The organism is Bacteroides sp. FSHCM14E1 (assembly GCF_019633785.1).
Lineage (GTDB): Bacteria > Bacteroidota > Bacteroidia > Bacteroidales > Bacteroidaceae > Bacteroides > Bacteroides hominis.
In genome coordinates this window covers 26,049-44,902 of record NZ_JADKYL010000014.1, presented here as the reverse complement: position 1 = coordinate 44,902, position 18,854 = coordinate 26,049, and the positions used below count along the sequence as shown (strand labels likewise).

Sequence of the window (18,854 nt, the reverse complement as noted above, 5' to 3'; positions counted from 1 at the left end):
CTATTTGTTATTCTAAATTTTTCAACTCTTCTTCGGTGGGAAGATTGGGAATGGTTCGTATTCTTCCCTTTTTGTCGAGTAATATGAAATAAGGAATGCCATAAACTCCATATTTCTTGGCGAATGCTTTAAAGGTCTCTCCATCTTTCATCCTGAAATTCTGCCAGGGAATCTCTTTTTTGTGTATCGCGTGCATCCAATTTTGAATATTGTCATCCAAAGAGATTCCTATTACTTTCAGATGATTGTTTTTCCCAAATTCATGGATTGCTTTTAGTACGGGAATATATGTCATGCAAGGATGGCACCAGGAAGCCCATAAGTCGATCAGTACAGCTTCTTCTTTACCAACAATGTCAAGTAAATGAATATCGTTTCCCAAGGTATCACAGAGGACGGCATCCTCCATCTTTTTGCCGAGTGTATTAAGCTGTATTCTTTCCAGTTCTCTGTCTTTATCACGCCTTTTGATATATTTTAGGACCTCCGGGGATTCTCTCACTTCTTGCCGGCATTGTTCATATAATATATTGAAGGAACTGTCTGTGTAATGGTCCCAGATTCTTTCATACATTCTGAATTCCCTCAGTTCTTCTTTAAAAACAGCTTCTCCTACGGGATTATGTATGTTTTTTCTTTTAAAGTCCATGGTGAATACTCCCCACTGTCGGTAGACTGCTTCCAGAGCCCCTCCCGGTATTATGTTAAGTCCGGTTTCGGTGCGACTTCCTCCTTCCTTTCGTTTGTACATATCGACTGTTTTTTGAATGTAATAGGCTGAAGAGTCCTGGTATATCTGGTATAGATCATTTAGTGGGGTACCTTGAACCTGATAGCCTAACCAATTATAAGTCGGGTCTACTTTGAGGTCAATAGTCCCTTGCTCCAGAAAGAGGTTGATTTCTCTACCGGAATCAGCTGAAAAATAAGAGTCAATCACTATTTCGGTCAACGGTTTCTCTCTACGTTCTTTACCTTCGAAATAGAATGTCCCATTCTTTATAAAGGTAGAATCAATGTTTGTTGCTTTTCCATCTATAGGAACGATTAAAGTAACTTTTCTATGATCATATAGGGGATCGATCACTCCTTTTATTCTATAAATAGAGTCTTGGCCCATATTACTTTGCAAGCAGATGAAAATGCAGTAAAATAAAAGATAAATTCTGGTCATAATCTGTGGGATGTTTTTTTATTATTCTTGTATGGTTTATTAATTGCCAGTTAACAAACCGTACAAGAATAATATGTTAAGTTAGTCATTGTTGATTTAATCAATGCCTGCAATGCATGTACAGTCTGGCTTTGAGCCTAATAAGTTGCTTCCGTGAAAACGGCATTCTCCGGTAACTGCAATTCCTAAAAGTTTAGTCAAGCATGTTGCGTTCTCTTTAACACATGCTTTTTCCCCTTCGTTTAGTTTACAGTCAGTGTAAGCTGTACCTCCGGTAATCATTTTCATTTCATACTCGTTCAATTCTTGTTCTTCTTTAAGAACGAATCTCTTTAATGCTTTCATAATTTCTTTTTTTAATTGTTAATAATTTGTTTACTAAATGAAATCTACTGTTATAGTTCTCTTTTGGGTTGTGCAGGTAGGATTAGTGAATATCTATATCTGTAAAAGATACCAGATCCTCAATCTTATATTTATCAGACAGCTGATAGCCATTTATTAGGATGGTAGGGGTTGCTGTCAAATGATTCTCTGTTTTCCATTTCTTATGTTCTTCTGTTTCAGCATTTATATCTGTTGCATTCAATTCGAACTCCGCTTTCTCAAACACTTCTTTCGATTTATACTTGTTTTTTTCGAACCAGTCATCGTAAATCTTCATTGCTGCCTTTTCACCACTATGCAGATAAGTACCAATCAAAAAGCGATTGCTGTCTTGTAAACTATCGTTGAATGAAGTAAAGACATACTGGACGTACAATTTATCTCCGGCAGTTTCCAATAATTTATTTACTCTTTTATGCATCTTAGCACAAGGTTCACAATGTGGATTGGTTAATATTGTGATGCCTAACCGCGCTTTGCGGTTTCCAAATATAATTTGAGAGGTTGAGTGGTCTACCGTATGATAAGGCTGTTTTTTCAATATCGCTAAAAACACTTCGTCTGTATTTTTTATACTATTCAATTCCTGGGTTACAGACTGTAGTTTGTTTGCTTTTGTAATCGTGCTTGTTAATAAATTGATTAATAACGGAGGGCATGCATAGATGATACAGACCGCAAACAAGTGAGATATTAAAAAATCCGGTTGTTGAATTAGCCCTGTACTTATGTTAATGGTGAACAGGACCCAAAGCAATAATTGTACTAATAGACATAGTACACACCACTGTTTGGCTATTTTATATTGATACCATACACTCCATAAAGTATAAGGAAGTGCACAAATGTTGATAATGCTCAAGTAGGAGATCAAACTCGGATAACATATTAGAAGAGTTATATTAGAAATAAAGTATCCTAATCCAACTTCACTCCAGCTAAGCACACCTCCGATTTTGGCAGCATCGGACTCCAGTATATTGTTACAATCTGTTTGATGGAATAAAGAGCAGATTTTGTCAGCATATTCACTTTCGGTGTGGCTTTGTTTAAGTAGTAATAGATAACTGATGTATAGACCTGCTAAATTAGTAACAAACAGGGCACATAGCCCGAATGAATGAGTGATATTCTGATGAATGCATAGTAGTAATACTCCTGCTGACAAGAGTAACCATAGAATGTTTCTTTGTATGATACGTAAAATTTCTTTTGTCCGATGTCTTTTGTAATCTGGCTCTGTTGATTGCTCATCTGGTTCTGCCACTAAAACGACTCCTGACCATACTTCATTGAATGTTTCTATAGGGGAATGGCTTTGTTCTCCCTTCCATATATAGTCTATCGATTTTGAGTCTATTTTTCGGACAATCACAAAGTCACTGCCTATGTGTGCAATAAAGGGAGGAGTCAGTCGGCTTATATTTTTCTCCCTGAGTTTAAACCCGGCATTAGGTATCTGGTAAACTGATAACATCTTGGATAATCCATATAAACTATATTTATAAGGGTGCTCCTCAAAAAGAGTCTCAGAGAAGGAGTTTGTGTTTTTGACCTTTAGCTCTTTTAGAAAGAGCGATAGTATATTGTTCCTCATGCTTAATTTGATATAGTGATTTATAGAAAAATAGGAGGGTATGCTGGTCATACCCTTCCATTTTTTACTTAGAGAACTCAGAATGACAGTTTAAGATCTATCACCGCATATGGCAACTCTTACTTCTGCTTCGAAACATCTGACTTCGTTCGAACTTACATAGCAATTACCTCTGCAGTCCGTAATGGAAACGGGAGGCGGTAAAGGGCTGATACCACTTTGTTTACAGTCGACCGTGCACCTTGGATCCCATCCGAACCCACCAAGTACTTGTTTCATTTCTTCGTTCTTTAAAACGTCTACTTCTTGTTCGTCATTTAAGATCATTTTCTTTAATGTTTTCATTTTTTTGAATTTAAATGGTTAATAATAAGGGATTATTTTAAAGAATCTTGGTAACTTCCAAGGCATTCTCTATTAGCTGTCCGACTTTATTTATATTGTGGTCCCTATGATGACAATTGGATTATCTTCTTCGTGAATGGTTCTTAAAAATGGATATTTCTTTTGCTTGTAACTCGCTTGCTTCAATAAGTCTTCTGCTTGGATTATTTGCCATATTTCCTGCGTTTCATTTCCTCTTGACTTTATGGGCCAGAAGTTAATGAAGCCATCTAAATCATTTCTAAATCCGTTACCGTCATCTATGTGATTGAGATGTATTGTTCTTCCGGAAGTTTTATCATAAATAAAACCAAATCGAGCATCTGAGCTCGTTACTCCGGTTTCTGACAGAATCAAATAGCGCTTGGTCTCAATGATCTTTCCAAATCTGAGATAGTAACTTTTCCACTCTTCTCTGCTATTTGCCGGGGGTAATTTGTCTCCTAATTCTAAAGAGCAATATGGAATAAAATTCATGCTTGTATCTATCTTATATATGGTATCGCAGGTAAATTCACGCATGTAGATATTGGAGCCATAATTATAGAAAACACATTCGTTATTAAAACTGACTCTTGCTGTTTTGTCTATTCTCTCAAATCGATTGGAGGCCGGAACTGTTTTCAATACTTCTCCGGAGAAAGTACGTATTTGTAGGTTATATTCGTTTTCTCCTGTTTGGTTGTGAGAATATATAATCATTGTCGTATCATTTAATGGTACCATATCGTCATAGGTCTGTCCTTCTTCCTCCTCCATTGTGATCTTTCTGAGCAAAGTACCGTCTTCCACAGAAAAAAGTATAAGTTCTTTATTCCTTTTAAGAAGAACCCTATTATTAATAACATATAGAGGGGACGTAAACGAAGAATAGCCGAGTGCCCCCTGATCACCTATCATTCCGATAGTCCGAATAAATGCACCATTTTTCCGCGAGAACACATGGCAACCTGTACTGGTAGCTGTGACTATATATTTATCTGTAACCACTGCATCCCAATAATCTCCCAAAGTCGTATCATTTGTCTCAAGAGGAATATACTCAATTTTAGAGATAAGTGTAGAAAGTAAGGGGGCCGGATGCTCATTAGTAGTGTCACATGCAAGTTGTATCACTTTGTTCTCTGAATCATTAAAATAGGCACATGAAAACAACGAACCCAGAATCATTATGATCGCTATATATGGTAAGATGTATTTTCTCATACTTCAATTTTGTTTAAGAGTTGAGACTATTTTTTTGTAATTTAATAGTCTCAACTCTGTTGTAACTATCGACACTAATTGTCTTTACATGTTTTAGTCAGTGTCTGTGTCTCTCCTGTACATGTTACTGAATAATTGTTTTTTGAGCTACAATCTCCATTACAGTTAGTGATTTCTAAAGTTGTACCATTTTTGCAAGTCGTGCTGCAATCTGTTGATCTTACTGCACCTCCAATTACCAGTTTTTGTTCTCCAGCACTCAATATCATTTCTTTGGGTGCATCTTTTAATGTAACTTTCTTTAATGTTTTCATCTTTTCTTGGTTTTAAATAGTTAATAATTAAATATTATTCTGGTGTCATATGACGCTATAGACTTAATATTAGGGATTTATGCTTTTTATTCTTAGGCTTACTTCTCTGTTTTAACTGTGCCGATTATGACAACTGGATTATCTTCTTCGTGGATTGTTTTCTGAAATAACTTTCTGTTTTTTGAATTAGCATATTTCAAGAAGGATTCGGCCGATACCATTTGCCATACTTTGTTCGATGATGTTCCTCTACCCCTGCTTTGTGGCCAGAATGGGAAAACTCCGTCAATGTCATTTATAAAACCATTATTCTCTTTTTCTCTGTTTATTCGTATTGTTTTCTTTAGCATTTTATCATATATACATCCATAAGAGTAGAAGGAGCTTCTTTCTAATATCAAGTACCGATCAGTCTCTACAATATCTCCAAACATTACATAATGACTTTTCCAGTTATTCATTTCCCGACAATCTGGAGCCGGTAAAGCTCCTTTTAAGTCGAGTATATAGTAGGGATGTAAGTTTAGTTCTTTATCTATTTGAAAGATTGTATCGCTGGTAAACTCATGCATATATACGTCATTGTTATAGGAATAAAATTCTCCTTCATTTGCCATCTTGCACAGTATATTCTGTTTTTTTTGAAAACAGTTTGTTGAAGGGAATTCTTTAAGTATGTGCCCTTCGTAGGTTCGAACTTGTAGGTTATATTTATTGACTCCCAACAAATTGTTAGAATAAAGTAACATCGTAGAGTCATTAAGCGGAAAGATTACATCATACATAAGATCTGATTTCAAATCTTCTTCACCCGGAAGAGTTTTTAGCAGTTTGCCTTCATTTATAGAGAAAACCTTAAACTTTTTATCAAATCCTTTTAGTAGTATTTCGTTTTTAACAGCATAGGGAGGGTCTGTGCATGTAGAATACCCCATGGGGCTCTGGTCTCCTATCATTCCAATTGTACGGATATACTTTCCATTTTTGAGGTTAAAGAGATGGCATCCTGTGCTTGTATCTGCTATGATGTACTCGTCTAATAAGGTTAAGTAAAAATAGTCTCCTAATGTTGCATCTATCGTTTCTAATGCTATGTAGTCTATATTAGAAACGAGTGTAGAGAGCAAAGGAGCCTGTTCTTCTTTGGCTTCATGATAAGCTAAACTTATAGGTACGTCTTTTTCCTGCACTGCTACAGTGGCAGTGCAGGAGAAGAGTGTACAGCATATAGCTGTTAGAAATGGGAGAGATGTATTCATATTATAGTTTTTAGAGGTGTATTTACTCAATGGTACAAGACTTTGTTAAGGTCTGTGTTGCGCCGACACATGATACGGATATCCCCGACTCTGAATAGCAGTTGCCTATGCAGTCTGTTATTTCAAGTTCAGTACCGTCGTCACAAGTAGTGCTGACATTACATTTCCTTGCAGTAGTCATTCCTCCGAGAACAAATTTTTGTTCTTCATCGCTTAATAATGAATGATCCGGACAATCTTTTAGTGTTACTTTTTTCAATGTTTTCATCGTTTTGTTTTTTTAAGTGATTAATAATTTGTGATTATCTCAAGTATTCAGCAGATGCAGGAACTTTGTTTTCATGGCGGATAATGAATAATTATTTTCGTATCGTTTTCGATATTTTGTTCTCAGGTCGTTATTGGGGGAGTTACTTAATATGGTTGACAATAAACCGCTTAGCTCTTCCAGGACAATCAATGATTTATTGTTTTCATCAATGTGTAGCCGGCATTCTTCTTCGACCATTTCACTTAATCCGGTAGAGTCGGTTCCTATAAGTGGGATGCCGTGCATCATCATCTCTATTCCAACATAGCTACATTGCTCGTGAAAAGAAGGCATTACGCCTACTGTTGCTATTTGATAATATTCATATAGTTGTTCTTTGTTTACTTTTCCCGTATATGTTATCCTGCCAGCTAAATCAGTGGCTTCTTCCATATAAGTTTTGAAATTTCCATCACCTACTATTAATAGTCGGGCTTTCGGTTCTTTGTGCAACACCTCTCGAAAGGCTTTTATCAAAACGTCCAGCCCTTTGATTTCATCCAGTCGTCCTACAAAAAGTATTATTTTATCTTCTTTATCGAACAGTAGCGATTGTTTCTTCTGCTTTTTCTCGGCCTTGGTCAAGAAAATAGCTTTGTCTTCCAAACCATTATAAATCAATGTTATTTTCTCTATCGGAATATTATATGTAGTGTAGAGCAATTGGCTGGTGTACTTCGATAGGCATATAATCCGGTCGACTTCTTTAAAAAGCCTGCTGTCATTCTGGAAGTCTTGATATATCTCTTCCTCTTGATTATTCTTGGTACCTTCTGTTTTAGCCAGTATCCGTTTGAAGAGCGAAGTATTACCTTTCAGGGTAAAACACCAGTCCATATAGTGTATAGTGAGTAATATCCGGCAATCGGGGTATTGTTGTTTCAGCAATGATGCGATAGGACGATTATGTAAATAGTTCAGATGGAATATGTTTTCATCTTCGATACGTATATGAGGAATTAATGCATATAGCAGATTTCTGTAATATCTGTAGTAGTTGGCATCTGTACTTGGGTATTTTATGACTGGGATTTGGATGATTCTTATGCTTTCTTGTTCTACTGTTAATTCTGTTTTCTCAGTATTCAGGTTAATCAAGGTGATATACAGCTGGGGCACTTCTCTGAGGGCACAAAGCATTTGATTAATGTACGTACCTATACCATATTCGGCAGCACGTGTTGCATTGTTGAAAATATAAATATGTCTCATCGCATAATCATTGTTAGTCCGGTTTGCCACGTCAGACCATCTGATCCGAATGCTTTCTCCGAATGGTTTAGAACTTGCATTAGCACATCCTTGAAGGAATAACCCACTTCTTTCGACTCTATATAGTTCAAAAATAGACGTGTATAGTTTGCCTTATCAACCGGAACTTTCCGGCATGCCTCTGTTAAGTCCTTCAGATAGACGGAGTCTAAAGTAAGTGATGAACTGCAAACTCGGGGAGAGAGCAAGCGACTCAGTACATAGCATGCGATTCCTTCCAGTCCGGTTTCAAAGCTATAATCAGTAAACCGTCGGGGGTCAATTTGCATAACCTTAAAGTCTATTTCTGCTAATGAATCGTCTGTGTTACCTTCAATAAATTGTTCGTGTACCAAATATTCCACTGCCCAGGCAATACCGCAAAGGCCGTCCAAAAAGCTGAAAGATATTCCTTTGTGAATTTCTTCATACAGTTCATCAAACAGGTCTCCCGCATAATTTTCGTAAAGAGGGTTCTGGGTATATCGTGCATAATGAAAGAAGAATATTACGACGCCCATTTTGCCGGAATTCAGTCCCAGCTGTTTCATATAACTGCTATGTAGTATCAAATGATTACAAATTCGGTCCAATATCTTCTTATCCGGAGTTATGGGTATTTTTATCCATTCTGTCGGGAGGATATCCGGAGTTTGCATACCGTTTAGCCAAGTGGAGGGAACTATTACTTTCTTCTCAGGAAAGCCTCCCAACCAGGCGGCCCACCAACTGAAACTGCTATTAGCTATGATGTGATGACGACAGGCTGACATCAGATACATATCCTGCCAATTATCTTTGTTTTTATTCCAATCCACTAAATAGCTTTTGTCCAAAGCAAAATTACTCCTTACCCATTCAGGATCGTCCGTGAAATAAATAAAGATAGGCTCATCTTTAAGTAATGTATACATCTGGCTGATGGCTTTCTCGTAATAAGATTTTGTACAGATACCTCCATACAGGAATTCATTATTCCCAATAAGGTAATCATTGCGACGAATGTGGACACTGACTGAATTACTGCGACGTATGATACGGAGCATTTGGGCAGAAGGCTCATTAAGTTTTGATTCATCAAAAATGAAATCCTTTTTAATTTCGTCTTTAACGGTCTCTACATAGGTTACACATTGCCAGCAACCTGAATAAAAGATGATTGGCTGTTTCTTTTCTTTGAAAGATTGGGGCATTGAGGCACGTACCTCCTCTATGGAAAGACTTGTTCCTTTACGTAGTTTTCGGATGTTATTCTTCGTCTCGTCCGAGATGTGTATGTCTTGGCATATCTTGCTGAAAATGGAAGGCAGTTCATATCCATTGTGATTTCCGTAACGTTTGCATGGGGCAGGATCTATCAACAGCTTTCGTTCTTGTGTTGATATATGGCGGATATAAAGATAAAAGGCATATCCGAACATTTGATTTCCTAATCCACCGTAGAGTTGTACAATACTGATGGGGATGAACTTTAATTCGTCATTCAATAAAAATGAAAGAGACGGATCTATATAGTTCTGTTTCATTTCCTGTAGGTTATTGTCTTCCGGTACTTCTTCTTTATTTAACACAATAGCTTTATATTCACCTTCATATGGCCATATGTCTTGAAAGGCATATTTGTCATTTAGGACTTTGGGATGCTGGGTTAGTAGATAGCGATTGATATATGACTCGTCATGGAAGCGGGCGATGACTTTCTTGTTAAAATCTGCTTCTATGGCATCACGACACCATTCTGATAAGGACAGTACTTCTTGGGTACGTCCACCGTAGAAACCTCCCTGAAAGTAATATTTTCCTTGCCCGTAAGGTATGAATGCATTACAGTTTTTATTTCGGTCATAGGGATAATGATCGGGATGGATAGTTAAATAATGGCTGAATGAGAGTGCTGTCAGATAGTTGTGTTCAGCTTGTGGTAGTATTTCATCACAATAAATGGGAGATATGAATTTGAAATTGCCATTTAGATAGAATATGTAGTCATAAGAAGTCAATTGATTTCGTATCTCGCAGATGAATTTTGATTTAGAAGATACGTTGACAATCCAGCCTTTGTCTTCAATTAGGTGCATATGGACATTAGGAAGTCGTTGTGAGGCTAATTCCGAAGAATCGGTAAATACCTCATAGTTTTTTTCTGCCTCTACACAAAAATAAAGTTGGCTGGATGAATAAAATTCATTCCAGAATTTAATGTAGGGGCCTGTGACAATGTAGATGATTCCTATTTTCATATGTAAATTATGTTTTTCTTATTGAAAAAGCCGTTGGATCACGATTTATTCTCATAAATGCGTTCACCAACGGCTTTAAAAAACATTTAATAATTAAGCAATACTTACCTATTGAAATCTGTGACTTTTATAAGCCATAATCATGCGGGCTATTTATTAAGACTAACTTTTATGGTCCAGATTTTTTTTGTACCGTCAGCAGCCATTACGCTATATTTATGCTCTTGGGTCCAATCGGCAGGTACACCGAATTTAGGTGAACCGTCCAATGGGGTGACACGTGCAGCAGTAGATATATTGACGTAAACCACGAGGTTATTCAATGATACCTTGGAGCGTTCAGCCTCTGTAAATTTGCCTCCTGCGGCAGGAATTGTAAATACGGCTGTAGCAATTCCGTTGTCGGAGTCAATGTCGTTTGTACGGTCCAATTCCTTTTCAGCCACAATGTTTTCTCCGGTGAGGGCATCCTTATCACCGGAGTAGAAGCGGTGGTAAGCGCCTACTTTGGTTATTTCCGCCTCTTCGTAGGCGGGCAGGTCTTCTTTACTGCATGAAGCGATGAGTGGCATACACATCAACAGCAACATGAGCCATTTCGTATCAGATAATTTGATTCTCTTCATATTACTTTTCTTTAGTTTATTAATGAAATACTACGTTTACCATCCCGGGTTCTGGTCACTGTCATTGATGGCAGAGTTGGCATTGATAATGCTTTGTGTAATCGGGAACAGGTAACGCTTCTTAGAGAATGTACGGTCGGCGTTGGTGTAACCTACGGTACCTACAAACATGCGGTGTCTGTCCTGGCTGATTTCAATAAAAGTTGCCGGTGAACTCAGTTCCGGAATGATGTCTCCTGCAGGTTTTCCGTGGTTGGCCTCTCCTCCGTACATGCCCCAACGCAACAAGCTCCAGTAATAATCACCCTCCAAAGCTAAGTCTACATGACGTTCAATCTTGTAATCGTTCCATGCGTCAGCCAGTGAAGTGGCAATAGAAGGAGGAAGGTTGCCATGGGTGGTGCGTGTCTGGTTGAATGTGGCTACCGCACTGCTCACTTTCGATGCATCGTATTTGGCCAGTCCGAGCAACGCTTCGGCTTTATTCAGCAACGCGCGGCCATAACGGAAGATTACATAATGGAAGTCGGTCGGATTGTTCCAGAAAATACGTTCGGCATTGATATAGATATATTTGCGCCAGATGTAGTTTGTTATAGGGATATATCCGTTACCCGGTGTTTTACCGTCTACAGCTGTTCTGTGTAGGTTTCCTCCCTTGTGAAGGGTGATCAGTTCATTGTAGAACATACATGAATCATACTGGATGGAGTGGTAGAAGCGTTGGTCACGATTTTTGTAGATAAAATCGTTGATCTGTACATTGGGATCACTGCTGTTTGTCCTGTATGCCAGACTGCTGGCGTCCAGTTCTTTGGAATCTACGGCCATGTCGGCTACATCGGCATTGGATAACGTGGTTGTATTGTTTAGAAACTGTGTCGACTTGTTCCATTTCACACCTTGGTTGGTGGTCTGGTCAATCACTAAATAATCGTCTACCAGGTTTTGAGAAGGCGAGTGTTCCAGCCAGCATTCAAACACCAGATCCTGATTAAAGAACGGACGTCCTCCGTAGTCCTCCAAGCGCTTGTTGCTTTGGTTAGGCAGCATCTCCTGCATAAGTGTTCCTGCACCATTTGTGTTATCTTTGCTATAATATCGTGCCAGGATGATTTCGGGAGAAGTTTTGGCGCCATCCTGATTGAACATGCTGCCATAATTGCTGTCCAGTGTGTATCCTTGTATACCGTCTACAGCAGCTACAGTTTGCTCAAAGAGTGACTTTTTACGTGTGTCGTCTGTGCTGTAGGCAGCAGCCGTTAAACAGACTTCTGATTTCAACGCACGTGCGGCATTGGCATTGATACGTCCCTGCAAGGATGATTCGGGCAATCCTGCGATGGCATCGTCTATATCTTTCAGAATCAAATCGTATGTTTTGTCGATAGATTCTGTAAGAGGCAGATTGAATTCATCGGTTTCTGCCAGTACATGGTCAACCCAGATTACGCGTCCGCAATGTTTGGCAATGTAATAATAGGTCATGGCACGCAGCATTTTTCCTTCGGCTACCAGTGCTTTTTTATCAGCATCGGACAGGCCTGTAGACGCTTGCGATTTTTCGATGATCAGATTACATCGGCGGATGGTACCGAACTGGTTGAATCCCCATCCCCAGTCGCGGTTCATAAGGTCTCTGGCTTCATTCGGGCAATTTTGCCGCATGACCGAGTTTAGAGTCCATTGCTCTTCGGTACGGATATCGTGGTAGAATGGCAGGACGTTGTTGTAAGTTTGCAATACAAAAGCGTCCGCTGTTGATTTCAGACTCCAGACAAGGTCTTCCGAATAAGATTCCATAGGCTTCGTATCCAGGAAGTGTTCACAGCTCTGGAGTGTCAGTGCTGCGCAAAAGAGCGCGGGAGTGATGTATTTTATGAATTTCATATATTGTCTTCTTTTTAAGTTCATATTATTAGAATCCTACATTGACACTGATGGAGTATACTCTTGAAACCGGATAGGTATAAAGGTTTCCGTCACCGATTTCCGGGTCGATATCGAACTTATTCGCTTTGCTGAAAGTCAATAAGTTATAACCATTCAGAGAAACGTTGCATTTATTCATCCATGCTACTCTTTTCAGTAATTTATGTTTGAAATCGTAACCGATGGATAGTGTCTTCAGACGAAGATACCCTGTGTTGATCAGCCAGAAGTCCGAACTGCCGTAGTTGTTACTGCCATTGTAGCTTGCCGTACTTCTCAAACGTGGATAGCGGGCTCCCGTATTATTCGGAGTCCATACATCGGTCTGGAAGTCATAGATAACAGGGGGATAGCCGCTGCCGCTTTGGCTTCCCTGGATCATACCACCCATGTAGAGATCGGCGGGAGTGGCTCCCTGCCACAGCATGTTCATGAACCAACCCTTATAGTTTAAGTCGGCACTGAAACCATATTGACCGCGAGGCATACTGTTTTTACCGATACGGTGTTGGTCGGAGCCATCAATGATACCGTCACCGTTGAAGTCATTGTATTTCAGGTCTCCTGCACCCAGGTTGGTGGAACTCTGTCTTTTAGGTGAGTTCATTATATCTTCCTGATTCTGGTAATAGCCCAGACAGTCGTATCCGATACCCCAATATCCTTTGGCTTGAGTCGTGCGTTTGTATGGGTTTTTGGTATCTGTCTCCGCTTCATTCGGATTGATATTCCAGTATTGATCGAAGTAAGTAAAGTTACCCGAAAGAGTGTATTCGAAATCACCTCTCTTCTCTTTCCATTGCAGAATAAACTCAGCACCCTGGCGGATGAATTCACCGTTTGACTTTACTTTGGGTAATGCGATACCCAACGGGTCGGTATAAGCTACTGCTGACGGAGAGGTCAAATAACCTTTGGTACTTTTGCGGAAATAGTCTACAGAACCAGAAAGACGGTTGTTGAGCGATCCGAAGTCGAAACCGATATTGAAGTCACGGGTGGTGTACCACGTAATATCTTTGCTGACCAGAGCGCCTTCGGAAAATCCCGGATACCAGCTTCCGTTCAGCAGATAACCACGATCGTTCGGAGTATATGATTGCAGGTAGGCATAGCGTCCGATGGCGTCTGAACCGATCTCTCCATAAGAAGTTCTCACCTTGAACTGGTCGAAGATATGCCGGTCCTTTATTGTTTTCCAGAAACTTTCTTCCGAGATGACCCATGCAAGAGAGCCAGCATAGAATGTTCCCCAGCGTTTGCCGCGTGGGAATCTGTCGCTACCATCATAACGGAGGCTAACTTCGGCCACATATTTGCTGGCATAGTCGTATTTCAGTCGGGCTACTACACCGGCACGTGCTTGTTCACTTTCCGATGAACTGTTTTTAGCGGTGGATACAGGGCCTGCGTTAATTTGGTCTACATCCAGCAAATACTCTTCGCGGGATAATGATGAGTCGTCAGTGAAGAGCTTGTAAGCTTCGATACCGGCAGTGGCGCTGATGGTATGTACCTTATTAAATGTGCGATCGTAATTGGCGAAGCCTTGTACGGTGTACGATGACCAGTTTGAGTAAGACTTACTCAGTGAAGGTTTGCCCGGATCGTTGGGATTGCCGTCCCAGTCATATGCTAAAGGTGATTTTTTCCAGCTCTTTGACTTGTCATTGTTAATGCGGTAGTTACCCAGTGCTTTCAATCGAAGGCCCGGTACATAAGGTACGCTCCATTCCAGTGCGAGGTTGGCTATGGCACTGAGGTTTTCGTTCTTAGTGTATCCGGCTTCGGGGGAGATTTCCATCAATGGGTTGTCCGGCGTATTGAATATCTGTCCGTTCGGGTTATAAGCTATTTCCCAGGGAGCTTTATTCTGGATATGTCCCCAGGTGTGATAATAGCTGTCTCCTGATTTGGCATTGGGCGATCTTAAGTCCGTCTTATAAGCTTCGATGCTGGAAGTGACTTTCAAGCCTATTTCTTTGAAGTCCGCTACAATGTTTGTGCGGAAGTTATAGCGTTTGAAGCTGTTTACGTCGAACTTATAGAGTGACTTCTGATCGTAGAATCCCAGTGAAGTGTATGCTTTTATCTTTTCACTACCACCGGTAACGGTCAGGGTATGCTGCATTTCTGGTGCGAAGTTCTTCAAGCAGAGTTTCTGCCAGTCGGTATTGGGATATTTACGTGGATCTGACCCGTTGCGGAACAACTCCAGTTCGGCATCCGTATAAGCCGGTGCCAATCCGTCATTGGTCATACTCATGTTCTTGTAGAAGGCTGCATCGTGAGCATCCAGCTTATTGGGCATATTGGCAGGCTGACTCCAGTTATAGTTGAAGTTGTAGTTGATACTCATTTTTCCTGCTTTACCTTGTTTGGTGACTACCATAACAATACCGTCGGCGGCACGTGCACCGTAAACAGCAGTAGAGGCAGCATCTTTCAAAATCGTGATTTGTTCGATATCTTCAGCATTCAGGTTGCGGAAATCGCGCTCTTCCGAGATAACATCGTCGATTACATAAAGAGGAGTACCGCCACCACGGATAGAGATACTGGAGAAATTGTTCAGACCGCCACCGCTGGTTGTAACCAACAGACCCGGTGCACGTCCTGCCAGGCTTTGGGTGATGTTTGCCGTTGGCGCTTTAACGATGTCTTCGGTGTTGACACTGGCAATGGCAGCAGTGGTTTTACGTTTGGAAGTCGTGCCATAACCTACCACGATGACTTCATCCAGTGTCTTGGTGTCTTCTTCCATGGTGATACGCAAATCTCTGGACTTTCCAATAGCGATTTCCAACGGTTTGTATCCGATGTAGCTGATTTCAAGTACGGCCTTGCGAGGGGCATTGGACAGAGTGAATTCTCCTTCCAGGTTGGTAATGGTGCCGATAGTGCTTCCTTGTACTTTTACAGAGGCACCGATAATGGCTTCTCCGTTTTCATCGACTATTTTACCTGTGAGTTTCTCCGTTTTACTCTGCTGTGTGGCTGTGACAGCATATGTTTCATAAGTGTCTGCTACGGCAACTTGTGATGTCGTGCAGAATAACAGGAGACTGATGCCTGCTATTTTCAAAAAGTGCATTTCTCGAGGGCATGTGAGCTTCGGAAACAGGTTAGTTCTTTTTGTCATACATTAAATTATTCGGTTAAACATAAAAATGTGATTTGGGGAGATATAGATTAGATTGTCTAATATATATCAGTGCGAAAAGATTCTTTTAGGTTCTCATAGGCATTAGCATTTGGTTTATAATATTAAGTCTGTTCGGTAACTTTGCTGAACTATGCTGATTGTTGGCTGAAAAACAGAGCTAAATTAAGATAGGTTCTTTCAGTACTTTATACACATGTAATTAATTTATTATAAGGTTTATAGTAGACTGATCGAAAGAAATAAATGAACTTTATTAGGCATTTTGATATGTATGTGGGTTATGCATAATACCAATATTCTACTGATAATGTATTTAAATGATTGAAATACAAATGACTAATGTTTTCAGAACGTATTATAAACACTATTTATAACATACTTGTGTTATTTAAATAGTATCTGAATAGGGTAAGGTCCTTAGTTTTATTAAGTATATATTACATAAATTGTGTTTCGATAAAAAATATAGTAAAAAGTTGCAAGAGTATTAACTTCTTATTATCTTTGAGCCCATAATAAATACTAATAATTGCAAATGCAATGGTTAACTGGATTTAAGGGCTATTTGTTGTTTGTTAGTGTGATTTCTAAGTACTGAAAGAACTTAGTATTTCTTTTAAGATTTCTACTCTTCTATTTTTATTTTCTCGTTTATTAAGTTATCCATTTTGTTATTACGTCCGAAGTTCCATATTTGAGGTCATTAAATAGTTTCTTCCTATGTGTTGTTGTTCTGTGCATGTGATTATTCTGTTATTCTAAGCAACTGTTTCAATTTTCTTCACTTGTTTTCCACTTGTTTTCCAAAGGGCTCGATTGTTATAGGAAAGTCAGGAGAATACAAAGGAGCAAATTCTTAAATAAGATTTTATCCGTTCTAAACTGTTAAAGCATCAATAGAAAACCTGTAAGGGAAGGCATTTTAAGTTCATCTTCACAGGCACGATGTGTATCTTGGCGGCTAAGATGAACATCGTGGCACTGAAGATGTACATCTTAGCCCCTAAGATGAAAAAGATTGTGTGAAGAAGATGGTTTTTCTGAAGGATGGGATGAGTTTTGTCCGAAGGCTCCCGGGATTGGGAATTTAATTGCGTGGTGAGTGTGTTTATTAATGCTTCTGGCGATTGTCGTTTTTTATATATAGAGGAAGAATAATATGAAAATGACATAAACAAGGTTTGATTGAGAGGGGGGGATCGATGGGGTTTATGCAATATAGGATAAAAAGAAAGGCGGCTCCTTGCGGAGTCGCCTTTCGGTTATTTAAAGTTGTTAACTTTGTCTGATTAGAGTTTCGGACCAGCAGCAACCAACTTCTTACCAGCTTCGTTTCCAGTGAACTTAGCAAAGTTCTTGATGAAACGACCTGCAAGATCTTTTGCTTTTTCGTCCCACTGTGCAGGATCAGCATAAGTATCGCGAGGATCAAGGATCTTCGGATCAACACCCGGAAGTTCTGTCGGAACAACAAAGTCGAAGTAAGGGATAACCTTAGTAGGAGCTTTGTCGATAGAACCGTCAAGGATAGCGTCAATGATACCACGAGTATCTTTGATAGAGATACGTTTGCCGGTACCGTTCCAGCCTGTGTTAACCAAATATGCTTTTGCACCGGTCTTCTGCATCTTCTTAACCAGTTCTTCTCCGTATTTAGTCGGGTGCAGTGACAAGAAAGCAGCACCGAAGCAAGCAGAGAATGTCGGAGTCGGTTCAGTGATACCACGTTCTGTACCAGCCAATTTAGCTGTAAATCCAGACAGGAAGTAGTACTGAGTCTGTTCCGGATTCAGGATAGATACCGGAGGCAATACACCGAATGCGTCAGCTGACAAGAAGATAACTTGTTTTGCGTGAGGACCTTTAGACACCGGTTTAACGATGTTTTCGATGTGGTAGATAGGATAAGAAACACGAGTGTTTTCTGTTACTGATTTGTCAGCGAAGTTGATTTCACCTTCAGCGTTTACAGTACAGTTCTCCAACAGAGCGTCGCGTTTGATAGCGTTCCAGATATCCGGTTCGCTTTCTTTGTCAAGGTTGATAACCTTAGCATAGCAACCACCTTCGAAGTTGAATACACCTTCATCGTCCCATCCGTGTTCGTCGTCACCAATCAACAGACGTTTCGGGTCAGTAGACAAAGTTGTTTTACCTGTACCGGACAGACCGAAGAAAATAGCTGAGCTCTTACCTTCTTTATCTGTGTTAGCAGAGCAGTGCATAGAAGCCATGCCTTTCAATGGCAGTAAGTAGTTCATGTAAGAGAACATACCTTTCTTCATTTCACCACCATACCAAGTGTTCAGGATAACCTGGATCTTCTCAGTCAAGTTGAATACAACAGCAGTTTCTGAGTTCAGACCCAATTCTTTGTAGTTTTCAACTTTAGCTTTAGAAGCGTTCATGATAACGAAATCAGGTTCACCGAAGTTAGCCAGTTCTTCAGCTGTCGGACGGATGAACATGTTTGTTACGAAGTGAGCCTGCCAAGCTACTTCCATGATGAAGCGCAGTTTCAGGCGAGTATTTTCGTTAGCACCACAGAATGCGTCAACAACGTACAGTCTTTTGTTAGAAAGTTCTTTAGTTGCCAAATCTTTAACGGCGTTCCAGCATTTCTGGTCTACCGGTTTGTTGTCGTTTTTGTATTCTTCAGAAGTCCACCATACTGTGTTTTCGCTGGTAGCATCTTTAACGAAGAATTTATCTTTAGGAGAACGTCCTGTATAAACGCCAGTCATAACGTTTACAGCGCCCATGTTTGTTACTTGACCTTTTTCAAAACCTTCCAAACCCGGTTTGGTTTCTTCAGCGAACAATACATCGTAAGACGGGTTGTGCACAATTTCAGTAACACCTGTAATACCGTACTTGCTTAAATCTAAATTTGCCATTTTCTTTTGAATTAATTAAAATTGGTATATTGTTTATTATCTCTTTCTGGCATTTGGAGAGGAATGTTTTTAAACATACCCTTGTAAATCGACTACAAAAGTAATGCTTTC

General features: G+C 39.7%; 14 protein-coding genes. All 14 read right to left on the bottom strand.

What is annotated here, in order from left to right; all coding sequences use genetic code 11:
- Positions 1-7: 7 nt before the first annotated feature.
- On the bottom strand, positions 8-1,174 hold the full coding sequence (locus ISX59_RS17975) for a thioredoxin-like domain-containing protein (protein WP_220576127.1): 1,167 nt from the start codon (positions 1,172-1,174) through the stop codon (positions 8-10).
- 96 nt (positions 1,175-1,270) lie between these two features.
- Complete coding sequence (locus ISX59_RS17970; RefSeq protein WP_122130695.1) at positions 1,271-1,519, bottom strand: hypothetical protein; 249 nt, start codon at positions 1,517-1,519, stop codon at positions 1,271-1,273.
- A gap of 82 nt (positions 1,520-1,601) precedes the next feature.
- The gene (locus ISX59_RS17965; RefSeq protein ID WP_188521031.1) at positions 1,602-3,209 is read right to left on the bottom strand and encodes a thioredoxin domain-containing protein; all 1,608 of its coding nucleotides are present in this window, start codon (positions 3,207-3,209) and stop codon (positions 1,602-1,604) included.
- A gap of 39 nt (positions 3,210-3,248) precedes the next feature.
- Positions 3,249-3,503, bottom strand: coding sequence for a TIGR04149 family rSAM-modified RiPP (locus tag ISX59_RS21470; RefSeq protein ID WP_188521030.1), 255 nt, complete (start codon positions 3,501-3,503; stop codon positions 3,249-3,251).
- A gap of 90 nt (positions 3,504-3,593) precedes the next feature.
- A complete protein-coding gene (locus tag ISX59_RS17955) occupies positions 3,594-4,748 on the bottom strand; it encodes a 6-bladed beta-propeller (RefSeq protein WP_220576126.1) in 1,155 nt (384 codons plus the stop codon).
- A gap of 74 nt (positions 4,749-4,822) precedes the next feature.
- Complete coding sequence (locus ISX59_RS17950; protein WP_188521028.1) at positions 4,823-5,062, bottom strand: hypothetical protein; 240 nt, start codon at positions 5,060-5,062, stop codon at positions 4,823-4,825.
- Positions 5,063-5,160: 98 nt separating this feature from the next.
- Positions 5,161-6,321, bottom strand: a complete 1,161-nt coding sequence (locus tag ISX59_RS17945) for a DUF4934 domain-containing protein (protein WP_188521027.1) — start codon at positions 6,319-6,321, stop codon at positions 5,161-5,163.
- Between the two features lie 22 nt (positions 6,322-6,343).
- Complete coding sequence (locus ISX59_RS17940; protein WP_005822378.1) at positions 6,344-6,589, bottom strand: hypothetical protein; 246 nt, start codon at positions 6,587-6,589, stop codon at positions 6,344-6,346.
- Between the two features lie 39 nt (positions 6,590-6,628).
- A complete protein-coding gene (locus ISX59_RS17935) occupies positions 6,629-7,843 on the bottom strand; it encodes a TIGR04157 family glycosyltransferase (RefSeq protein ID WP_188521026.1) in 1,215 nt (404 codons plus the stop codon).
- Positions 7,840-10,122, bottom strand: coding sequence for an alpha-1,2-fucosyltransferase (locus tag ISX59_RS17930; protein WP_220576125.1), 2,283 nt, complete (start codon positions 10,120-10,122; stop codon positions 7,840-7,842). The genes ISX59_RS17935 and ISX59_RS17930 overlap by 4 nt, the downstream gene beginning before the upstream one ends.
- Positions 10,123-10,271: 149 nt before the next feature.
- On the bottom strand, positions 10,272-10,748 hold the full coding sequence (locus ISX59_RS17925; protein WP_220576124.1) for a hypothetical protein: 477 nt from the start codon (positions 10,746-10,748) through the stop codon (positions 10,272-10,274).
- A gap of 36 nt (positions 10,749-10,784) precedes the next feature.
- Entirely contained in the window at positions 10,785-12,638 is a 1,854-nt protein-coding gene (locus tag ISX59_RS17920) for a RagB/SusD family nutrient uptake outer membrane protein (protein ID WP_220576123.1), read from the bottom strand.
- A gap of 28 nt (positions 12,639-12,666) precedes the next feature.
- Positions 12,667-15,822, bottom strand: coding sequence for a TonB-dependent receptor (locus ISX59_RS17915; RefSeq protein WP_220576122.1), 3,156 nt, complete (start codon positions 15,820-15,822; stop codon positions 12,667-12,669).
- 1,313 nt (positions 15,823-17,135) lie between these two features.
- The gene (pckA, locus tag ISX59_RS17910; protein WP_005781794.1) at positions 17,136-18,743 is read right to left on the bottom strand and encodes a phosphoenolpyruvate carboxykinase (ATP); all 1,608 of its coding nucleotides are present in this window, start codon (positions 18,741-18,743) and stop codon (positions 17,136-17,138) included.
- Between the last annotated feature and the right edge of the window lie 111 nt (positions 18,744-18,854).